10 protein-coding genes are annotated in these 17,621 nt (G+C 37.5%); 3 read left to right on the top strand and 7 right to left on the bottom strand.

Annotation, left to right across the window (positions count from 1 at the left end; genetic code table 11):
• Window positions 1–25 precede the first annotated feature (25 nt).
• Window positions 26–511: a CreA family protein gene (locus ABJE44_RS07740; RefSeq protein WP_348112474.1), complete on the bottom strand. Its 486-nt coding sequence runs from the start codon at window positions 509–511 to the stop codon at window positions 26–28.
• 395 nt (window positions 512–906) lie between these two features.
• Here ABJE44_RS07740 and ABJE44_RS07735 point away from each other — a divergent pair, with 395 nt between their 5' ends.
• Window positions 907–2,196, top strand: a complete 1,290-nt coding sequence (locus ABJE44_RS07735) for a DEAD/DEAH box helicase (RefSeq protein WP_348112473.1) — start codon at window positions 907–909, stop codon at window positions 2,194–2,196.
• 35 nt (window positions 2,197–2,231) lie between these two features.
• On the opposite strand, the gene ABJE44_RS07730 is transcribed toward ABJE44_RS07735, so the two are convergent.
• On the bottom strand, window positions 2,232–3,050 hold the full coding sequence (locus ABJE44_RS07730; RefSeq protein WP_348112472.1) for a LytTR family DNA-binding domain-containing protein: 819 nt from the start codon (window positions 3,048–3,050) through the stop codon (window positions 2,232–2,234).
• The gene (locus ABJE44_RS07725) at window positions 3,047–4,195 is read right to left on the bottom strand and encodes a histidine kinase (RefSeq protein WP_348112470.1); all 1,149 of its coding nucleotides are present in this window, start codon (window positions 4,193–4,195) and stop codon (window positions 3,047–3,049) included. The genes ABJE44_RS07730 and ABJE44_RS07725 overlap by 4 nt, the downstream gene beginning before the upstream one ends.
• Window positions 4,196–4,574: 379 nt before the next feature.
• Between ABJE44_RS07725 and ABJE44_RS07720 the strand changes: the two genes are divergently transcribed.
• On the top strand, window positions 4,575–6,149 hold the full coding sequence (locus ABJE44_RS07720; protein WP_348112469.1) for a sugar porter family MFS transporter: 1,575 nt from the start codon (window positions 4,575–4,577) through the stop codon (window positions 6,147–6,149).
• Window positions 6,150–6,460: 311 nt separating this feature from the next.
• Here ABJE44_RS07720 and ABJE44_RS07715 read toward each other — a convergent pair whose 3' ends face one another.
• Together ABJE44_RS07715 and ABJE44_RS07710 are read right to left on the bottom strand one after the other, a co-directional pair.
• Window positions 6,461–7,783: a methyl-accepting chemotaxis protein gene (locus ABJE44_RS07715; protein ID WP_348112468.1), complete on the bottom strand. Its 1,323-nt coding sequence runs from the start codon at window positions 7,781–7,783 to the stop codon at window positions 6,461–6,463.
• 553 nt (window positions 7,784–8,336) lie between these two features.
• Window positions 8,337–11,792 carry a hypothetical protein gene (locus tag ABJE44_RS07710; RefSeq protein ID WP_348112466.1) on the bottom strand — a complete coding sequence of 1,152 codons (3,456 nt, stop codon included), beginning with the start codon at window positions 11,790–11,792 and terminating at the stop codon, window positions 8,337–8,339.
• 652 nt (window positions 11,793–12,444) lie between these two features.
• Between ABJE44_RS07710 and ABJE44_RS07705 the strand changes: the two genes are divergently transcribed.
• On the top strand, window positions 12,445–14,256 hold the full coding sequence (locus ABJE44_RS07705; protein ID WP_348112465.1) for a glycoside hydrolase family 3 protein: 1,812 nt from the start codon (window positions 12,445–12,447) through the stop codon (window positions 14,254–14,256).
• 29 nt (window positions 14,257–14,285) lie between these two features.
• Here the strand turns inward: ABJE44_RS07705 and ABJE44_RS07700 are convergent, their stop codons facing one another.
• Both ABJE44_RS07700 and ABJE44_RS07695 read right to left on the bottom strand, forming a co-directional pair.
• Window positions 14,286–16,589 carry a family 20 glycosylhydrolase gene (locus tag ABJE44_RS07700; protein ID WP_348112464.1) on the bottom strand — a complete coding sequence of 768 codons (2,304 nt, stop codon included), beginning with the start codon at window positions 16,587–16,589 and terminating at the stop codon, window positions 14,286–14,288.
• Window positions 16,590–16,650: 61 nt separating this feature from the next.
• Window positions 16,651–17,538: a BadF/BadG/BcrA/BcrD ATPase family protein gene (locus ABJE44_RS07695; protein WP_348112463.1), complete on the bottom strand. Its 888-nt coding sequence runs from the start codon at window positions 17,536–17,538 to the stop codon at window positions 16,651–16,653.
• Between the last annotated feature and the right edge of the window lie 83 nt (window positions 17,539–17,621).

Raw genomic sequence — 17,621 nt, 5'->3', positions numbered from 1 at the left:
CATTCTCTAGCTCTACCTAGTTTGATTAAAGAACTAGCCGCTCCCCCCCTTGGTTTAGTAGATTTTTATAAGCTTGAGTACCCCATAATGGAACAGTTGACAAACTATGCTTAAAACTCCCAGATGTTTCTTTTGTCGAATAGGACACATACATCAAAGTTTGACTCTGTTCATCATAAATACGTCTAATTTTCATGCTTTTAAAAAAGATACTTCTTGACTTTTTAAACACTACATCACCAGATTTTGATTTATCTATGGCATCAATCATAGCTAAGGTAATTTCACCGGTTTGACGACACGCGATGGAACTATCTGATGGATCGGACAAACTAAGGTCAGCTTCGATACTGGCTACATGGCAAGTCACCCCTGTAACAATGGGGTCAACTAGAGTATTAAGCTTAATATCTTTAGTTGTAAACGCTCCCAATGAAATATCTCCCACCTCATTTTTATCACACCCTACTAGCATTAGAACAACCATCAAAGAAACACCGCACTTATTCATAATTTCATCCTAAAAACTCAAACAAATCGAAAGATTTATACTTTATTAAAAAAAATTCATAATAATTTGAACTTTTCATCCTAAAATAGCGACTTACTATTGGCAGCGTAGTGAACTGCCAACTCCCTGGGCCGTTTAGCATGTTCTTCATGCTAGCGGCTTTTTACTTTGAGTAAGCATATTACCTAACAAACACATACTATCTCGACATATTTTGTTTAATACACTTATCTTTTGATCTATTCGCTCATTGTTAACCAACCTACTTCGAAGCAAACTGTCCCACAATTAACCGGTAAACACTGTTCTATATTCCAATTCTAAGATTAGCGAATACCATTTTGTTAATAAATGCTGTATATTCCGCGCTCATTTTTGCCAGGTTTAGGAATAATATGAAATTTTCAAATTTAGGTTTAGCCAGTGAAATCCAAGAGGCACTCAACGTCTGTGGCTATACTGAGATGACGCCTGTGCAAGAACAAGCCATTGTACCAGCACGCAGAGGCAAAGACTTACTAGTTAATGCTCAAACCGGTACAGGTAAAACCGCCGCATTTTCACTGCCGATCATCCAGCAGATACTAGACGTACCTAAAGCTAGGATCCCCAATAATCCTAGAGCACTCATTTTAACGCCAACCAGAGAGCTGGCCGAACAACTCGCTAATGCAATTGGTAATTACACCCAGTTTTGTGACATCACGGTGACTGCCTTATATGGAGGGGTCAAAATGGGCGGCCAAAGTGCAAAATTAAAACAAGGTGTCGATATTCTTATTTCTACCCCTGGGCGTTTGATGGAACACATATCTTTAAGTAACGTTACTTTAGCCCATGCAGAATTCGTAGTGTTAGACGAAGCAGACAGAATGTTAGATATGGGCTTTATTGCTGATGTGCAAAACTTACTTATTCAGACACCCAAAAATCGTCAAACCTTGTTATTTTCAGCGACTAGCTCAGCAGCCGTAAATGAACTATCCCACAAAGTATTGCGTAATCACTCTGAAATACGAGTCACCAAAATAAATACCACAGCCGATACAGTTTCCCATGTCATGTATCCGGTTGAAGAGTCTCGAAAAGTAGACCTATTTAATTCCTTATTAAAAGAAAAAAATTGGTTTCAAGTATTAGTATTTACCAGTACTAAAGAGCAAGCAGATCGCTTAATGGCAGCCTTAAAGCTGAGTAAAATTGATGCAGCGGTTTGTCATTCAGATAAGAGCCAAGGAGCAAGAAGACGTGCGATTGCAGATTTCAAATCAGCTAAACTACAAGTATTGATTGCCACAGAAGTAGCTGCAAGAGGCTTAGATATTCAAGGTTTGGACTATGTCGTAAATTTCAATCTGCCCTACCTGCCAGAAGATTATGTTCATAGAATAGGCAGAACTGGACGCGCCGGCAACCAAGGTTATGCAATATCTTTTGTAAGCCGTGAAGAAGAAAGTACAGTTGCACGAATTGAAAAATTAATAGGTAGTAAAATTAAACGCATTGTAAAGCCAGGATTTGAAGTAAGTAATCGTGTCAGCTTGCTAAAAAGCGTATCTAAAAACACCCGTGGCTATCGGAGTAACAAAGCGACATCTACAGAGATCAGCCGTGACAAATCTGCAGACCATAAAGCTAAAAAGTCTAAATCTAAATATAGTTCTTCACGAAAACCTAAAAAGTAGCGCATACGAAAAGTCTTGGTAACTGAGACTTTTCGTTATTCACCGGCTAAAAAATGTTTTATCGCATCTTTATAATTGCGACTAACTTTAATTTTCTCATACTCGCCCAACTGTAAAAAAAACTCTCCTTTCGTGTGGGGGATAACTTTTCTAATAAAGTTTAAATTAACAATAGTTGACCTATGTACGCGCTTAAATAATGTTTCGTCTAACTCAGTCAATAACTCTTTTAAGGTGCTACGTTTTATATGCGTTTGTCCCTTAGCGTGAAGGCACACATAATCACCTGCGGCATCAACCCACTCTACTTCAGATTGTTTCAATATAGTGATTTCATCGCGATCTTTAATAACAACTTTAGGTTCAACCTTTTGCTCAATAATAGTGGCAGGCGTGACTATTGGCATTAAAGCTTCGTTTTGATAATTATGGTGAATAGCGTCTATCGCCCCTAAAATACTCGGTTTACTACCGTTCGATTGAGTACTTGTTACACGTTGCTTAGCCCGTTCGATAGCTCTTGTAATTCTTTCATCGTCGATTGGCTTTAAAATATAATCCACTGCATGCACATCAAACGCATCTAATGCATATTGCTCATAAGCCGTAGTAAATACTATAAGTGGAGCAACGTCACTTTGTAAATTTTTAACCACATCAAACCCATTAAGGCCAGGCATTTGAATGTCTAAAAAAACCAAATCTGGGGCCAAGTCCATGATGGCTGCGATAGCTTCTCGCCCATTACCGCATTGACCTACAATTTCAATTTCTGGAATTTTACTTATTTTTGCTTGAAGTAATTTTAAAGCCAATGGCTCATCATCAACTATCAGCGTCTTTAATTTAATCATATATGCAGCTCATCACGGGCACTCAAAATACCTTCACTTTTAACAAAACTAATATTCGTTGATGCGTATTCCCAAGGAATATTAATAGTGGTCTTCAAACCACCAGAGGCAAGAATATCAATATCGATGGAAAAATCTTCTTGATACAAGGCTTTCAGCCTTTCATTGGTATTACGTATGCCCACCCCCCTACCTTTTGAGCTTTCCATTTTACTCTTACCAATTTTACTGCCACTACCGGTGTCACTCAATTCTAAAATTAAACGCCCTTCCCTGACACGTGCCTCTAGGCAGATCATGCCTCCTAATTCATTTAGTGAAATAGCATGTTTCATAGAGTTTTCAATAATGGGTTGCAATAATAAACTTGGTACCAGCGCAATTTGCGCATCATCTTCAATTTTAAAATCTAACCCTAACCGTTCACCAAAACGAGTCCTCTCGATCTCCAAATATAAATTAATAGCTGCAATTTCATTTTTTAGCGTTATTTTTGTGTCTGGGTTATTGTCTAAGGAATGGCGTAAAAATCGACTCAGTTGAACTGTCATCTTTTGCGCCTTTTCAGGCTCCCCAACTTCAACAAGAGAGTTAATTGCATTTAAGGTATTACATAAAAAATGAGGATTAAGCTGGTAACGCAACATTTTTATTTGTGCGTCTCTGGCAATAGACTGTGCGCGTATTCTTTTTAATTGTTCTTCTCTTGTTTCAGCTTCAGCCTTTAGCATAATGCTATGCTCAGTTTGCAACAAATCATTGTAACGAATGCCATGGAACAATCCGGCCCAACACAAAAATATAAACATACTTGCGAAATGCCAGCCCCCGAACTCCCCCCATTCAGTTTGTTGACCAGTTAACAAGATAAACGCTTCTATTCTAAAAAATGTCCAAATAAAAGATACAGCTATCACCATACTTAACCCTAAAATAGTGCGACAACTAAACTTGGCATGCCAGATACGTATAAAGCCAAAGTATAAACCTATGGTTAACATTACGCCAAAGACAGCTTGCAAAAACATATGCAATAAATGACTCCAATTATATGGACCATACCAAAGGGTTAAAGATAAAAAACTAATACCACTTACAAAAACCCAAAAGCCAACATGAAGTAGCCAAAATTTATATATAACCAAACTTTTATTCTTTTGGTTTGCCTTATATGGTTCCATAGTTACCATAAAGCCTTACCACTACATATAATTGCAAACTGCTGTAAACAAAATTTATTGCACACTAAAAACACACCTTGGTTTACTAAGTAACACTAAAAACACGTTACTAATTTCAAACAAATAAAGTAGCAAAAATTCACTTACCACTAACATTTATAACAAAAAACAGTTTACACTCGCGAAACTTACGTAGCCAGTATAATGGTCCACCTTGTCTATAATGCAGACCGCTTAAACGCAATTGACAACTATTTGTTAACAAATAGTCTAGCGTTGCCAACATTCTTATCCTAACAAGCCCTTAACAAATTAAAATATTGAATTTTTCGGGGAAATATTAATGAATAAAAAACAGCCAATTTCCATTGCTTACGTATTTTATGTATCTCTGATTGTCGCCTTGGGCGGCTTCTTAATGGGATTTGACGCCTCTGTAATCTCTGGAGTTGTGAAGTTTATTGAACCTGAGTTTAACTTATCAAAAATTGAATTAGGTTGGGCCGTTGCTTCATTATCTTTAACCGCCACTTTCGCAATGATGACCGCTGGACCTTTAAGCGACAAATTCGGTAGAAAAGTCATATTAAAATGTGCAGCTGCCTTATTTTTTCTATCGGCCATAGCTTCAGCCTTTGCTCCAAATTTTCTCACGCTAGTCATTGCTCGCATGTTAGGAGGATTGGGCGTTGGAGCGGCATTAATTATTGCCCCAATGTATATTGCAGAAATAGGCCCTGCTAAATACCGTGGGCGTATGGTTTCCTTGAACCAACTTAATATCGTTTTAGGCATTTCCGTTGCTTTCTTTACAAACTTTCTAATATTGAAAGCTACAGATTGGGATAACCAATTCATTGAGACATTACAGTTAGACTCATCAAATTGGCGCTGGATGTTAGGTATAGAAGCCATACCTGCCCTACTTTATTTCATTTGTTTGTCTTTTGTTCCAGAAAGCCCTCGTTGGCTAATAATGAAAGGCAAATATGATAAAGCTTTAGTGACTCTAAAAAAAGCTCAAGGAGAACAAGAGGCTAACGAACAATTAGCGCAAATTACTTTGAGCTTATCAACTGATAAGAACCCAAATAAAGGGTCCATTTTAGATCTGTTAAAACCTTCAATGCGATTAGTGATGGTTGTAGGTATTTCTATCGCAATACTACAGCAGATTACCGGTATCAATGCCGTATTTTTCTACGCTCCGATGATATTTGAACAAACCGGAATAGGGACAGACGCTTCATTTATACAAGCAATACTAGTAGGCATAACTAATGTGGTATTTACCTTAGTTGCCATAGCACTCATTGATAAAATTGGCCGTAAATTACTATTAGTCATAGGTGTATCAGGTATAGTTGTGTGTATGTTTACTTTGGCATATCAGTTTAATGCGGCCACTTATACATTAACCGCACAGTCTTTGGCACCACTAGCATCAAGCATAGATATAACCAGCCTACAAACTATTATAGGGACAACATTTACAAGCGATTTAACCTTTAAAGCGGCGTTATTAGAGCTATTAGGTTCAACCCAAGCTGCGTCTTATGAATCAAGTTTAGTGGCAGCCGCAATACAAATGAATGGAGCGGTTATATTATTAAGTATTTTAGGCTTTGTAGCCTGCTTTGCAGTCTCACTTGGGCCTGTGATGTGGGTATTGTTTTCAGAATTATTCCCTAACCGAATTCGCGGTATCGCTATTTCTTTTGTGGGATTAATTAACTCAGGGGTAAGCTTTTTAGTACAGCTACTATTTCCTTGGGAATTAGCTAACCTAGGGGCTGCATTCACTTTCGCTTTTTATGGAGGATTTGCGTTAATTGGCCTTGCAATTATTCTTAAATTTTTGCCTGAGACAAAAGGTAAATCATTAGAAGAATTAGAAACTATTTTAATTAAAGACTAAATATTTAGCGGATATAACTGGGTGCGTAGCTGTTTTAAGGCTTAAATCACGTAATTAATATGCTCTCACTCAGTTGTCTTATTGACCTACTGTTCATCACGGGCAATCCCTTACCTACCCAACCCACCTAAATAAGATCTTAATATTTATCAAAATATACATTATTAAAGCCTGATACTAAGGCTTGCCCCTACAAAAAGTTAAATGTTAGACAGTAAAAAGCCCTTAGATAAAATAATGACCAAAGGGCTAAATTAGTATTTGAGCTTCTAAATTGCTAAAATATATAAACAACATTTAAAAGGAGTCGACTACTTTTTTTCATCTAAATTAGTCACAAACTGCGACACTGCTTCAACCACTTTCTGCGCTCCAATACGAATCTCCTCGATAACATTATTAGTATGGCTCAAACGTTCAGCCACATCATTGGCTGTTGTTTTACTGTCATTAATAGTAGATACAGCTTTATTTGTCAGCTCTTGGTTCTTTGAAACCACATCTACAATCTCTTTTGTTGATCGACTAGTTCGTGACGCTAACTCTCTTACCTCATCTGCAACCACAGCAAATCCTCTTCCTTGTTCACCTGCTCTTGCTGCTTCTATCGCTGCATTTAATGCGAGTAAATTAGTTTGATCCGCAATACTACTGATGGCTTGTATAATCGTACTGATAGTTTTTGATTGAACTTCTAGCGCATCGATATTTTCCGACGCAAATGTCATTTGTCCATCTAATTGCTGCATAACTTGTGCTGTTTGTTGCATTAACTCAGCACCTTGCTTCGCATTTTCATCCGTCGTTTGAGAAATATCAAATGCAATCATAGCCGCATTATTTGTACGTTCCTCTAGTAACACTTGATCGGTAATCACAGTTGCGAATTTTACAATTTTATAAAGTTTTCCATAGTTATCAAATATAGGGTTATAGCTTGCTTCTAACCACACTATATTGTTATGTTTATCAACTCGTTTAAAGCGGGATGCAATGAATTGTCCTTCATTCAATTTTCTCCAAAACTCAGCATATTCTGGTGAGCTGGTTTCTTCATCAGAGCAAAACATTCTATGATGTTTATTTTGAATTTCTTCAAATTTATAACCCATGCCCTGCAAAAAGAGTTCATTTGCATGTTCAACTAATCCATCCGGATTAAACTCGATAACCGCCATAGATCTAAGCAAGGCCGACATCATATTGTCCTGATGAACCGACTTGTCTATGGTTCTAGTTAAATTATTTGCAAAAACATCAAATGACTTACATTTTCCGCTAATATCAACAATTGGCTGCAAAATAACTCGCAACCAAATTACGTTATCGCCATTTTGTAACTCCACGGCACCTGACCAATGTAACTTTTTTTCAATCGCGTTTTTTAACTGACCAAAGTGTGGGGTTGTACGTGACTTTTTGTGAACTAAATCCGTGAATTTAGCATTGATTACATATTGTTTTGGCAATTCAGTTTCTGATAAAAACAGTGGATTAACATTCTGAATAACTCCCTGTTCCGATAGCTCTATATGAAGCATTTCTTGACTTAAACTATCTAAGACTTGTCTTTTGAGGTGCAGACATTCTTTTAGCTTTGAAATTTCCACTTGTGACTTTTTATTGTTAAACATCTTTTATCCAATTTCCTGTTATCTATCAAAGTATCCCTGATTACTATGTCTATCGGGCTTGGCCCACAAAAAGTTTGAAGCTCAAACTAAACGTGTCTAGGTTAAACATGAATTATTTTATGTTTATATAAGCAATAAACACCATTAGAATTATGGCAATTAATTTACCCTCTACCTTTGGTCATCGGCAGAACAACAAGGTTTGTTTAATTTTTATCTTAGTTTTCTAAAGTGTTCCCAGTTAACCTTGCCAGAAGCTAACTCTAACTTGAGAAAACTCAATTAATACAAAACAAAATGAAAGCTTTATTATTTGTATTTATGAACAATGGCAACTCAAAGGTACTTATTACCATTAAAAAATAGGCAATAGCTTATAAAAAGCAATCGTAATTGCTTTTTAAATCAAAATAAGGATGAAAAATTGCTCGGTTTAAAACTGAAAAGACAATGAATGATGTGTTTATTTTTAGCTTGAATCAAAAAATTGGTGCTAAGGTTTGTCAACACAATTCCTAGTGTGCTGACAAAATGAATAGCTTCCGAGAGGAGGTTAATGTATTTGATATAACTGTGTTAGGTTAACAGTAATGTGTACTTGATTAATTATTCCATTATGTGAAAACAAAGCACGACTAAACTCAGAATTTAAAGTTAATTTTTCATCTCGAATGATGCGGCCATCACTTAAAGTAAGGGATAGTTGTGGATTTTCTGCAGATAACTCATAAATAATTGGCACTTGGCACCAAGTAAACGCCAAACTATTTTCGGGTAACAAAGTCTGTTGCCAATTTCCATTTACATCAAGGTAGTGGAAGTTTTGGGACTCATGAAGAAACTCTTTCTGCCTTAACATTCTGGGAGCAAAATTTACTTTACCAGCTACAACTTCAACACCTAACTCCCCAAAACGAGTCAGAATCTCCTCTTTAACCTGCCCTGTCATACCTGGTTGCTGCGCCCCCGCATGCTTGGGAGTATGTGAATAAGGGTCGCAAGGAAACGCACCGTATTCAGCAGGTGTTTTATTAAATCCTATTCCCTCTCTCACTCTATAATAAAGTTCTGCCAAGATTTTTAGGGCTTCAGCATCAGCACCTTTCCTAACGCTCAAGTCGTAATTTTCTTTAATCGCTAAGAGTAGCTTAGATACCATATGCCAATAGATGCAACCTAAGCCTTCGAAGCCAAACATTCCTCCAGAGCGCCCTGTGAAAGCACTATGATTGAATACTTCCTCATAAATACTTTCAATTAGACTCACTTCTTGGCCGTCTAGTTTTTCATAGGTTAGCTTTGCTTTATCCAGTTGAACTAAAAGATCGCTGTTATTTTTAAGGTTAGAATTAAAACGATAACAGCCATTAGCATCTTTCAAGACAATATTTTCATCTTTCAATTTCAGCATCTCGACGAGGAATGTTGAGCTCTTAATTAACGATTCTGATATTAGGTTTTTCTCTAAAAACGGGGTTTGAGTCCGATCAGGGTATAACATGAATGTTTTTTGGTCTGAGCGATAAATATCACTCTCAAACAATTTATTAATAACGCCTATGGCTTGCTCGGTCGACATTGCCCCTGAACTCAAGGCCGCAACTTGCCCTTCTAGCATTGGATATAGATTTCTTACTTCGGCAGTACCTGCTGATAACTCCAGTAAATTGTAAGAGTGGTATAGCCCATCTTTACTTTGGCTAGTTTTAATACTGTGCTCGATAACCACTAAAGAACAACTTAATAGTGCTTTTATCTTTTCTATATTACATTCTATTTTATGGCTAAACCTTTGATTTTGGTACACGGCTTGACGATAACGAGACGAAGCTTTACCCAAGCCTTCTAAAACTTGAAAACGTAAGCTGCTTGATATCTCAACGCCATTCAATTTTGGAGATAAACTTGACAGTATTTTACTCGACTCGTGTAACCATAAGACGACTTCATAAGAGACGTAGACATCCCCTTGCTCTTTTTCAATTAAGTCTTGAAAAAAGCATACATAACGACGTAGATAGTTCAACGTCACCATAGACAACCCTTGGCCTACAATGGCGTTGTTAGCATCATTCCACTCAGGCCTTTGGGTGTTTAACCAAATGCCACCATCAACCACTAAATTTCCAAGCTTACACAACAAAGGTACGAGTAGTTTTTCAAGTAAATTAACTTGGTACACCTCGTCATTTTCGTCCAGAATCAATTTACCATCTGAGCCAATTTCTTCAACTCTCTTATCAATTATTTGCGCCGCGTACTCATCAAAGACAACCGTATTTTTAGCGTCTTGTAAGATATTCTCAAATGTTTTAATACGGTAAGGGACATTGGCGTAACTGAATACGTCTTGGCGTAATCTTTGACTTAAACGTTCTGGATGAAACTTATGGGACAACTCAAGCATTTTCTGAAGATAGATAATTTGATGGTCACCCCAATAACCAATAAAGCTCCACGGATCTTCGGGCTCTTCAATTTCCCAATCGATTCCCTGCTTGGTGATTCTATATGGGTTATAACCATCAACGGTTGAAGCGTTTACAAACTTAGAAATCACATTTTCGATAAATTCAGGGTAACTAAACGTTAACGCTTCCCAGTTTTGAAAAATATCTCGCCAATTACCTTGATAGGACAATAAAGGTTGTCCGTCATCGTCTTTAAGCTTAATTTCAAACTGATTCCAAGGCCGGCTAGGATCTCCATGCCTTCGCCCGAAACTAATAGGCAAATATTCATTCGCTAAGCGTTGTAATTGTGGATCATCTAGCTTTGTAATAGCGCTATTAAACTGACTAAGCTCAATAGTGTTAGCTAATCGCTGCAACGCTACTACATGATTTTTATAAAGCCCTTGATTAAAGAGCTTTACAGTTGCAATAAAATCCCCTGTAGATATTGAGTATTTATTTTCAAATACCCCACCTCGTAAATTATTGAATAAAGTATTGGCGTAATGATGAACACCTACATTTTCTTCATTTGAAAGTTGTAGTCCATCTGTTGCCGCTACTATTTTCAATAACTGATCAGAGCCAGCTGAAATTGACTTAGCTATTGAGTGACATAATTCACTTTTGTCCTTCAATTTAGTCATAAGACTAATAATTTGGCCTTGGCTCTGCTCAACGTTTGTCACCAATTGCCAGGTTTGCTTGCCTTTTGGTTGCAGAGTTAACTTAGAATTTACAAAATATGCGCCACGAACTCCTCTTTTATGGTGCTCTGTTGACAACGACTTACCTTTACCAAAGTTTTCTAACTGCTCACTACTCAACAAGATTTTTGGAGATTTCAAGCCAACTGAAAACACTGTATTAGCTTTCAAAGACTCACTAGGCGCAGCTCTATCTGTTATCCCCGAATACACAGTAAACATAGCTAAACCAGAGTTGATGTCTAATTCAGTCCATTTATAGGCATCCACTAAATTACTTGAAACAGTTTGGGTTAAACGTGGAGTACCTGCTGGTAAAATATTTTGCAAACCATCAAGCAAATCAATAGATACCTGACCATCGCTTAAATTTACAATTTCACAGTCTCGGCTAAATCCATATTCATCTGTTGTTTTCCAGGTGTAACGAAACGCCAATTGTAGGTCTAGATTAATTTCTTCAAAACAAAGTTTGTCACCTAGAGTGTTCTTATATAGATTTTGGACCGTGTTATATTGCCGATTAAAATCTCTGTTAAACGGCTGCCATTGATAAACCTCTGAATCTTTAACTATGTTAAACATTGTCCTAGGGCCAGTATGTAATGCGCTATCATGAATGCGGTCTACTGGTACATAAGGAAACAACGCAGTTTCAGGTGATACTCGCCCAGCAGTTAAGCCGCCTGTCGATGATACAAACATCCAATGATCGCTATCAGACACTAGACTGATAAAAAATGGATTCATTTCATCAACATGGTGAATAGCGTAATAACGCTCTCCTGCCATATCGATGAACTCACCGCTTGTCATTGGGTATTGTTGCGCAAACACTGTCATCGCCATGATCTCTTCATATATAATAGGGGTAACTTGGGTACTTCCCTCAAATTGACAATATAAAATTAACTAAGGAAGGAATGAGCTTAAATTCTAATATCAGCAATGCAATCGATACTTGCTTGATATAAAAACTGTGAAGGCTAAATAATCAAATAAATTACGCAATAAAAACAAGCCAAGAAGGACCGATATCACGACCAAAAAGATTAAATATTTTTAAATAACCACATTAGAAATGTGAAGAAAACTATCCAAAAATAGTGTTGAAAACTAGATTTGGATGCATACGTTCTAGTTGTTAAACATTAACATTTTCAACTTTAATATTAACATTTAAGAAAACGTTTTCATTAAAACGGTCCGATTGACCTTACCTTGGGTTCATTTTAACTTATTTATATTGTGTAAATATCAAAGTAAAATATGGTTATAATGTTAATAAAAAGTATCAAAATTAAATTTATTTATGAATCTATCAGTGTAAAGAAAACCGAGTCTAAAATCTGTAATGCTTCAAAGTGACACTTCGAACCCAATACTATGCAACTTAAAAACAGTAAAATTATTAGGGCGTATTTATCATGCCACTGTCAATAATCGAAAATTTACGTTAAATAAGATGCAATATTTATTCACTCTTCGTTCGAGATATTAGATGAAATTATCCGATCAACCTTTACTCGCGAATAGAGTAATACAACAAAAAGTGGATAATTTGCTTAGTAAAATGACCTTAGAGCAAAAAATAGGTCAAATGACGCAAGCCGAACGTATGTCATGCACACCCGAGCAAGCTAGGCAATATCATATCGGTTCAATATTAAGTAGCGCAGGCTCTAGACCTGAAAACAACCACCCAGAGGGTTGGGTTGCAATGAATGAGGCCTACTGGCAAGCGTCAAGCCAAGCTGATGGGAGTCATTTAGGGATCCCTACTTTATATGGATTAGACGCGGTACATGGTAATAACAACGTGACTGGCGCAACTGTGTTTCCCCACAATATTGGTTTAGGCGCAGCCAATGATACTAAGCTATTGCAAAAAATCGCGATAACCACAGCAAAAGAAGTACTGGCAACCGGTGTTGATTGGAGTTTTGCGCCGAACTTAGCTATTGCCCACGATACTCACTGGGGTCGTACCTATGAAAGCTATGCATCTAAACCTAAACCTGTAGGCAAATTTGCAGCCGAAATAGTGAAAGGTTTACAGGGAGACTTATCAGAAGATCATATCATGGCATGTGCGAAACACTGGGTGGGTGATGGTGGAGCCACTTACGGGATTGACCATGGCGATACAATATTGTCGTGGGAAGAATTGCAAAAGACTCACATCCCTCCTTTCATAAAAGCGATTGATACTGGAGTCTTGAGTATTATGGTGTCTTTTAGCAGCTGGAATGGTGATAAGTGCCATGGACACAAGTTTTTATTAACAGACATATTAAAAGAAAAGTTAGGGTTTGAAGGAATTGTTGTCTCTGATATGCAAGGGATTGATTATCTAGCAGATGACTTTTACCTCGCGGTAGCTATGGGGGTTAATGCAGGGATCGATATGTTCATGGTTCCTCGAAATTGGGCTATGTTTATCGACAACCTCCTCAGCCATGTGCAACTTGGAACGGTACCCATAGCGCGAATAGATGATGCAGTTAGGCGTATTTTAACAGTTAAAACTGCTTTTGGATTATTTGATAAACCAAGCCCTGCAAACAGAAAGTGGTCTAACCATACTTCATTTGGTTCCCTTGAACATAGAGAGGTTGCTCGTGAGGCTGTGCAAAAATCTCTAGTATTACTCAAACATGAAAAGAATATTTTGCCATTAGATAAAAAAGCTAAGTTTTTAGTGGCTGGTAAAAATGCTAATAATTTAGGCCATCAATGCGGCGGGTTTACTATAAATTGGCAAGGAGTCTCTGGTAACGAAAGTATCCAAGGTGGAACGTCAATATGGGACGGGATTACTTCATTGGCTGAACACGCTAGCCTCAGTCAAAACCAAGGTAAAGATGCAGATCCTAAACAGCACGAGTTTGCAATTGTAGTTATTGGCGAAACCCCCTATTCTGAAGGTTTAGGAGATATTCGTAAAGATGACAAAAAGGTCATTGAATCCGGCACCAATATCAATGGTCAGGTAAAAGTGCTTGAAGCCTATGGCCATTCCCGTGAGTTAAGTGAATTTCACCCCGAAGATATACTAACTATCAAGAATATTACTGATAGAGGCGTACCGGTCATAACGGTACTTGTCTCAGGGCGACCACTTATTGTGGATAAAGAGATAGCCCTGTCATCTGCTTTTGTCGCCGCTTGGTTACCCGGTTCAGAAGGACAAGGAGTCGCTGACGTTTTATTTGGAGATAAAAACTTTAAAGGTAGATTGGCTTTCGAATGGCCTCAACATGAGACTAAAAAGCCTCTTTTTAAGTGTGGTTACGGATTAACCACTGCCTAAAGCTAAAAGAGGAATTAGCGGCACTGCAATTATAAAATTGCTATTTGATCTAAAAATAATGCCGACTTTTTATGAGTCATGGATTGTCTATCAAAAATGACTCGTCTGTTCGTTACGACTAACTTTAGATAACGAGAGGTAATTTCTGGAAAACTTACAGAAACTTGATTTGAACTAATTGTTAAATCACCATCACTAGCGGCAACAATTTTATCCCACCTTACTCCATCTTCAGAACTCCATACCTCGATATAGTTAGGTGGTAAAAAATGTCGATTTAAGTTGGCAGTATACCCTAAAGTAATACATTTAAATGTTGGTACGTTAGATGTATCTATTTCTGCAATCATTTCACCTTCGGGAAATTCGGCCCACTCGTCAGCATGAAAAACATTATTTGTCCGACTAATACCATTTACTAGTGTACTCTCTGGCTCAGAATTCCACTCTCTGTTCACTACAGAGTTGTTTAGACTAACTTTAGCACCAATTAGCTTACTTTTAATACTTTGGAAAATACTTTCTGAGTAACATCGTCCACTTGATATACACCTGGCATGCGCTCTAACCAAAGTATTACCTGAAACAAAAAATGTAGAGGTGAACTTCTTCCCGTTTACGGGTGATGAACCGTCCGTAGTATAATACCAGTCTAGACCTTCACTCAACTCAGACTGAAGAGTGATATGATGCTTCCTACTTAAACCTTCACCATAAGATTGCGAAGAAATAGTAGTAGCAAACGCAGAGTGCGAATATTCCAATCCTATCACGTCAAATCGTTTTAAAAGAAATGTTAACCGTTTACTAAAGTCATACCAATCTTTGCCAGCTCTTGAAGACCAAGCTACTTCAGCTAGTGCAGTCAATCGAGGCAATGCCATATATTCAACGTGACTTTGAGAGTGAAAGTACTCACTCCATAATTGACCTTGTACTCCAAGGATTTTACCTGCATCGTGAGCACTAGAAAGTGATTTAGGAACAGGTTCATAGTGATAAACTTTTGATAGTGACGTACAGCCATGAATAGCCAGAGGTTCATCTACAGAGAATGATTGGTAAAAATCGAAATATGTAAACGCGGAAGGTGTCATAATGACGTCGTGACCTGATAAAACAGCTTTCCGACCAACTTCAGTGCTTTGCCAACACATAATTGTTGTCCCATATGCGTTACCTCCTTGCAAAATATCATCCCACCCAATTGCTTTTTTCCCATATGAGTTAAGTATTTTAGACACTCTAGTAATGAAGTAACCATGAACATGCTCATAATTGTACCAGTCATTTTCTTGCATCAACTTAGATACAATAGAGCTTTGCTCCCATTGTTTTTTAACAACTTCATCACCACCTATATGAATATACTCCCCCGGAAATAGTGCGGCTATCTCTGCAAAAATTTTATTTAAAATCGAAAATGTTTTCTCAGAAGGACACAATAAGTATTCAAATATACCAAAACTTTCTTCTACCTCAGGTATTGCACTAGTACAACCATATTCAGGATATGCGTGGAGAAATGCTGCCATATGCCCGGGTAAATCAATTTCTGGTACAATAGTAATATGCCGTTTTTCAGCATACTCAACTAACTCTTGAATTTCGTGTTGCGTATAGAATCCTCCATGAATAACACCATCAGATCCTAAATGAGAATCAAGAGCATGCCCAACAGTAGTTTGTTTCCTCCAACAACTAGACTCAGTCAACTTAGGCAATGACTTAATCTCGATTCGCCACCCTTGATCATCAGTAAGATGTAGGTGTAAACGGTTCATCTTATGTAATGCAAGGATATCCAGAAAACGCTTAATAAACGACATAGACATAAAGTTGCGAGCAACATCTAAATGCATTCCACGCCATGAAAATCTTGGTAAATCTCTTATTTCTAAAGCTGGAACAAAGTAAACGTCACAACAATTTAGATCTTTGGTTTCAACGTAGTTGGGCAACAATTGCCTTAATGTTTGTAATGCGTAAAACATACCAGTTGTTGTGGAAGCAATAATGCTGATGTAATCTTCATTTATCTGTAGATAATATTCTTCTATACTAAGGTTAATATCTTTGGTCACATAAATAGAATATTTGGAGGAAGGATCTGACTTTCTGTCAAAATCATCAGTAGTTGTAGCTCCTGAGCTTTCTATTTTAAATGTTATGCCTGTGCGTAATTGTAACCAATTTACCCCGCGCTTAAGCTCACCTAAAAAACACGGAGTACAACATATTTTTATATTAGGTTTAAATACAAAGCGCCCTTTTAGGCACTTAAATTCATAAGGCTTGGGTATAACGGTGAGCGAGTTTACATTGCTATTCATATTGTACTGGCGTTATCTTGTTTTTAAAATATCTAACTTTATGTATCACAATTACATTAGGCTATGATGTCATTTCATGATTTCGAGCAAACAAAACGGCCCCAAACTCTGGTGAGTTTAAAGGTTCACTCTCTTCCATTATCAACTCTTGGTTCATCCATTTTTTCATTGCTTGACTTACGCCACCTATCATAGCTAACCTTTTTGCGCCAAAATCCAGTAATTTAAAGCCTACATCACTTAAGTATTTAGCCCCATCATCAACTATTTTGAGAGCCGCCACATCACCTTTATTTGCGGCACAGAATACTTGGATTGCAAATTGAGCATAATAATTTTGATTTGCTTTTTGTATACAATCCACGATTTCAATACAACTTGTGACCTGTAATTGCTCAAATAACAACTCAGTTAGCATGGTTGGAGGATAAAGGCCATTATCTGCGAGTAAAACTGACTCTACCGCTTTAAGCCCTAGCCATGCTCCACTACCTTTATCTCCGGCCGGAAAACCATGAGCCCCGATTAGCAATGAATCATTTTTAGATGTCGCATAGCCACAAGACCCCGTTCCCGCAACAATGACAGCACCTTCATCAGATTCATGAGCACCTAAACATGCAATATGAAGATCTGTGGTTAAATGACAAGACTTATATGGGTTTTGCCAGTTATCTACAAGCTGAAATACCCTAGGAACATTAACTCCAGCGAGTCCCATCCCTACGATAAATTTGTTTTGCCTATTATGTAAACCCGCTAACTTAGCTGCCTCTTCTATGCCCAACGAAATAGAGTTAATGGCCAGTGATAAGTCCTGGTAAGGATTGGCGGGGCCGCTAATGTAATTAGCTAACACCTCCAAACGGTCATTCATAATGACAACTTTACACTTAGTTCCACCACCATCTACACCAACCCAATATCGTTCAGCCTTGCTTCGCACCATCGTTAAAAATTCCTTCATAATACTTATAAAATCAACGGCCTATATAGTCTTATACTTGATAAAACCCAAACAAAGACAACGTT

This window comes from Paraglaciecola sp., from assembly GCF_039942875.1.
GTDB lineage: Bacteria > Pseudomonadota > Gammaproteobacteria > Enterobacterales > Alteromonadaceae > Paraglaciecola.
Note: the sequence above shows the minus strand (reverse complement) of the source record. Positions and strands in the feature narration are given on the sequence as shown.

Coding starts and splice junctions, on each gene's coding strand:
- ABJE44_RS07715 (WP_348112468.1), bottom strand. CDS start 7,783: ATGTTTAACAATAAAAAGTCACAAGTGGAAATTTCAAAGCTAAAAGAA.
- ABJE44_RS07700 (WP_348112464.1), bottom strand. CDS start 16,589: ATGAATAGCAATGTAAACTCGCTCACCGTTATACCCAAGCCTTATGAA.
- ABJE44_RS07710 (WP_348112466.1), bottom strand. CDS start 11,792: ATGGCGATGACAGTGTTTGCGCAACAATACCCAATGACAAGCGGTGAG.
- ABJE44_RS07720 (WP_348112469.1), top strand. CDS start 4,575: ATGAATAAAAAACAGCCAATTTCCATTGCTTACGTATTTTATGTATCT.
- ABJE44_RS07735 (WP_348112473.1), top strand. CDS start 907: ATGAAATTTTCAAATTTAGGTTTAGCCAGTGAAATCCAAGAGGCACTC.
- ABJE44_RS07705 (WP_348112465.1), top strand. CDS start 12,445: ATGAAATTATCCGATCAACCTTTACTCGCGAATAGAGTAATACAACAA.
- ABJE44_RS07730 (WP_348112472.1), bottom strand. CDS start 3,050: ATGATTAAATTAAAGACGCTGATAGTTGATGATGAGCCATTGGCTTTA.
- ABJE44_RS07695 (WP_348112463.1), bottom strand. CDS start 17,538: ATGGTGCGAAGCAAGGCTGAACGATATTGGGTTGGTGTAGATGGTGGT.
- ABJE44_RS07740 (WP_348112474.1), bottom strand. CDS start 511: ATGAATAAGTGCGGTGTTTCTTTGATGGTTGTTCTAATGCTAGTAGGG.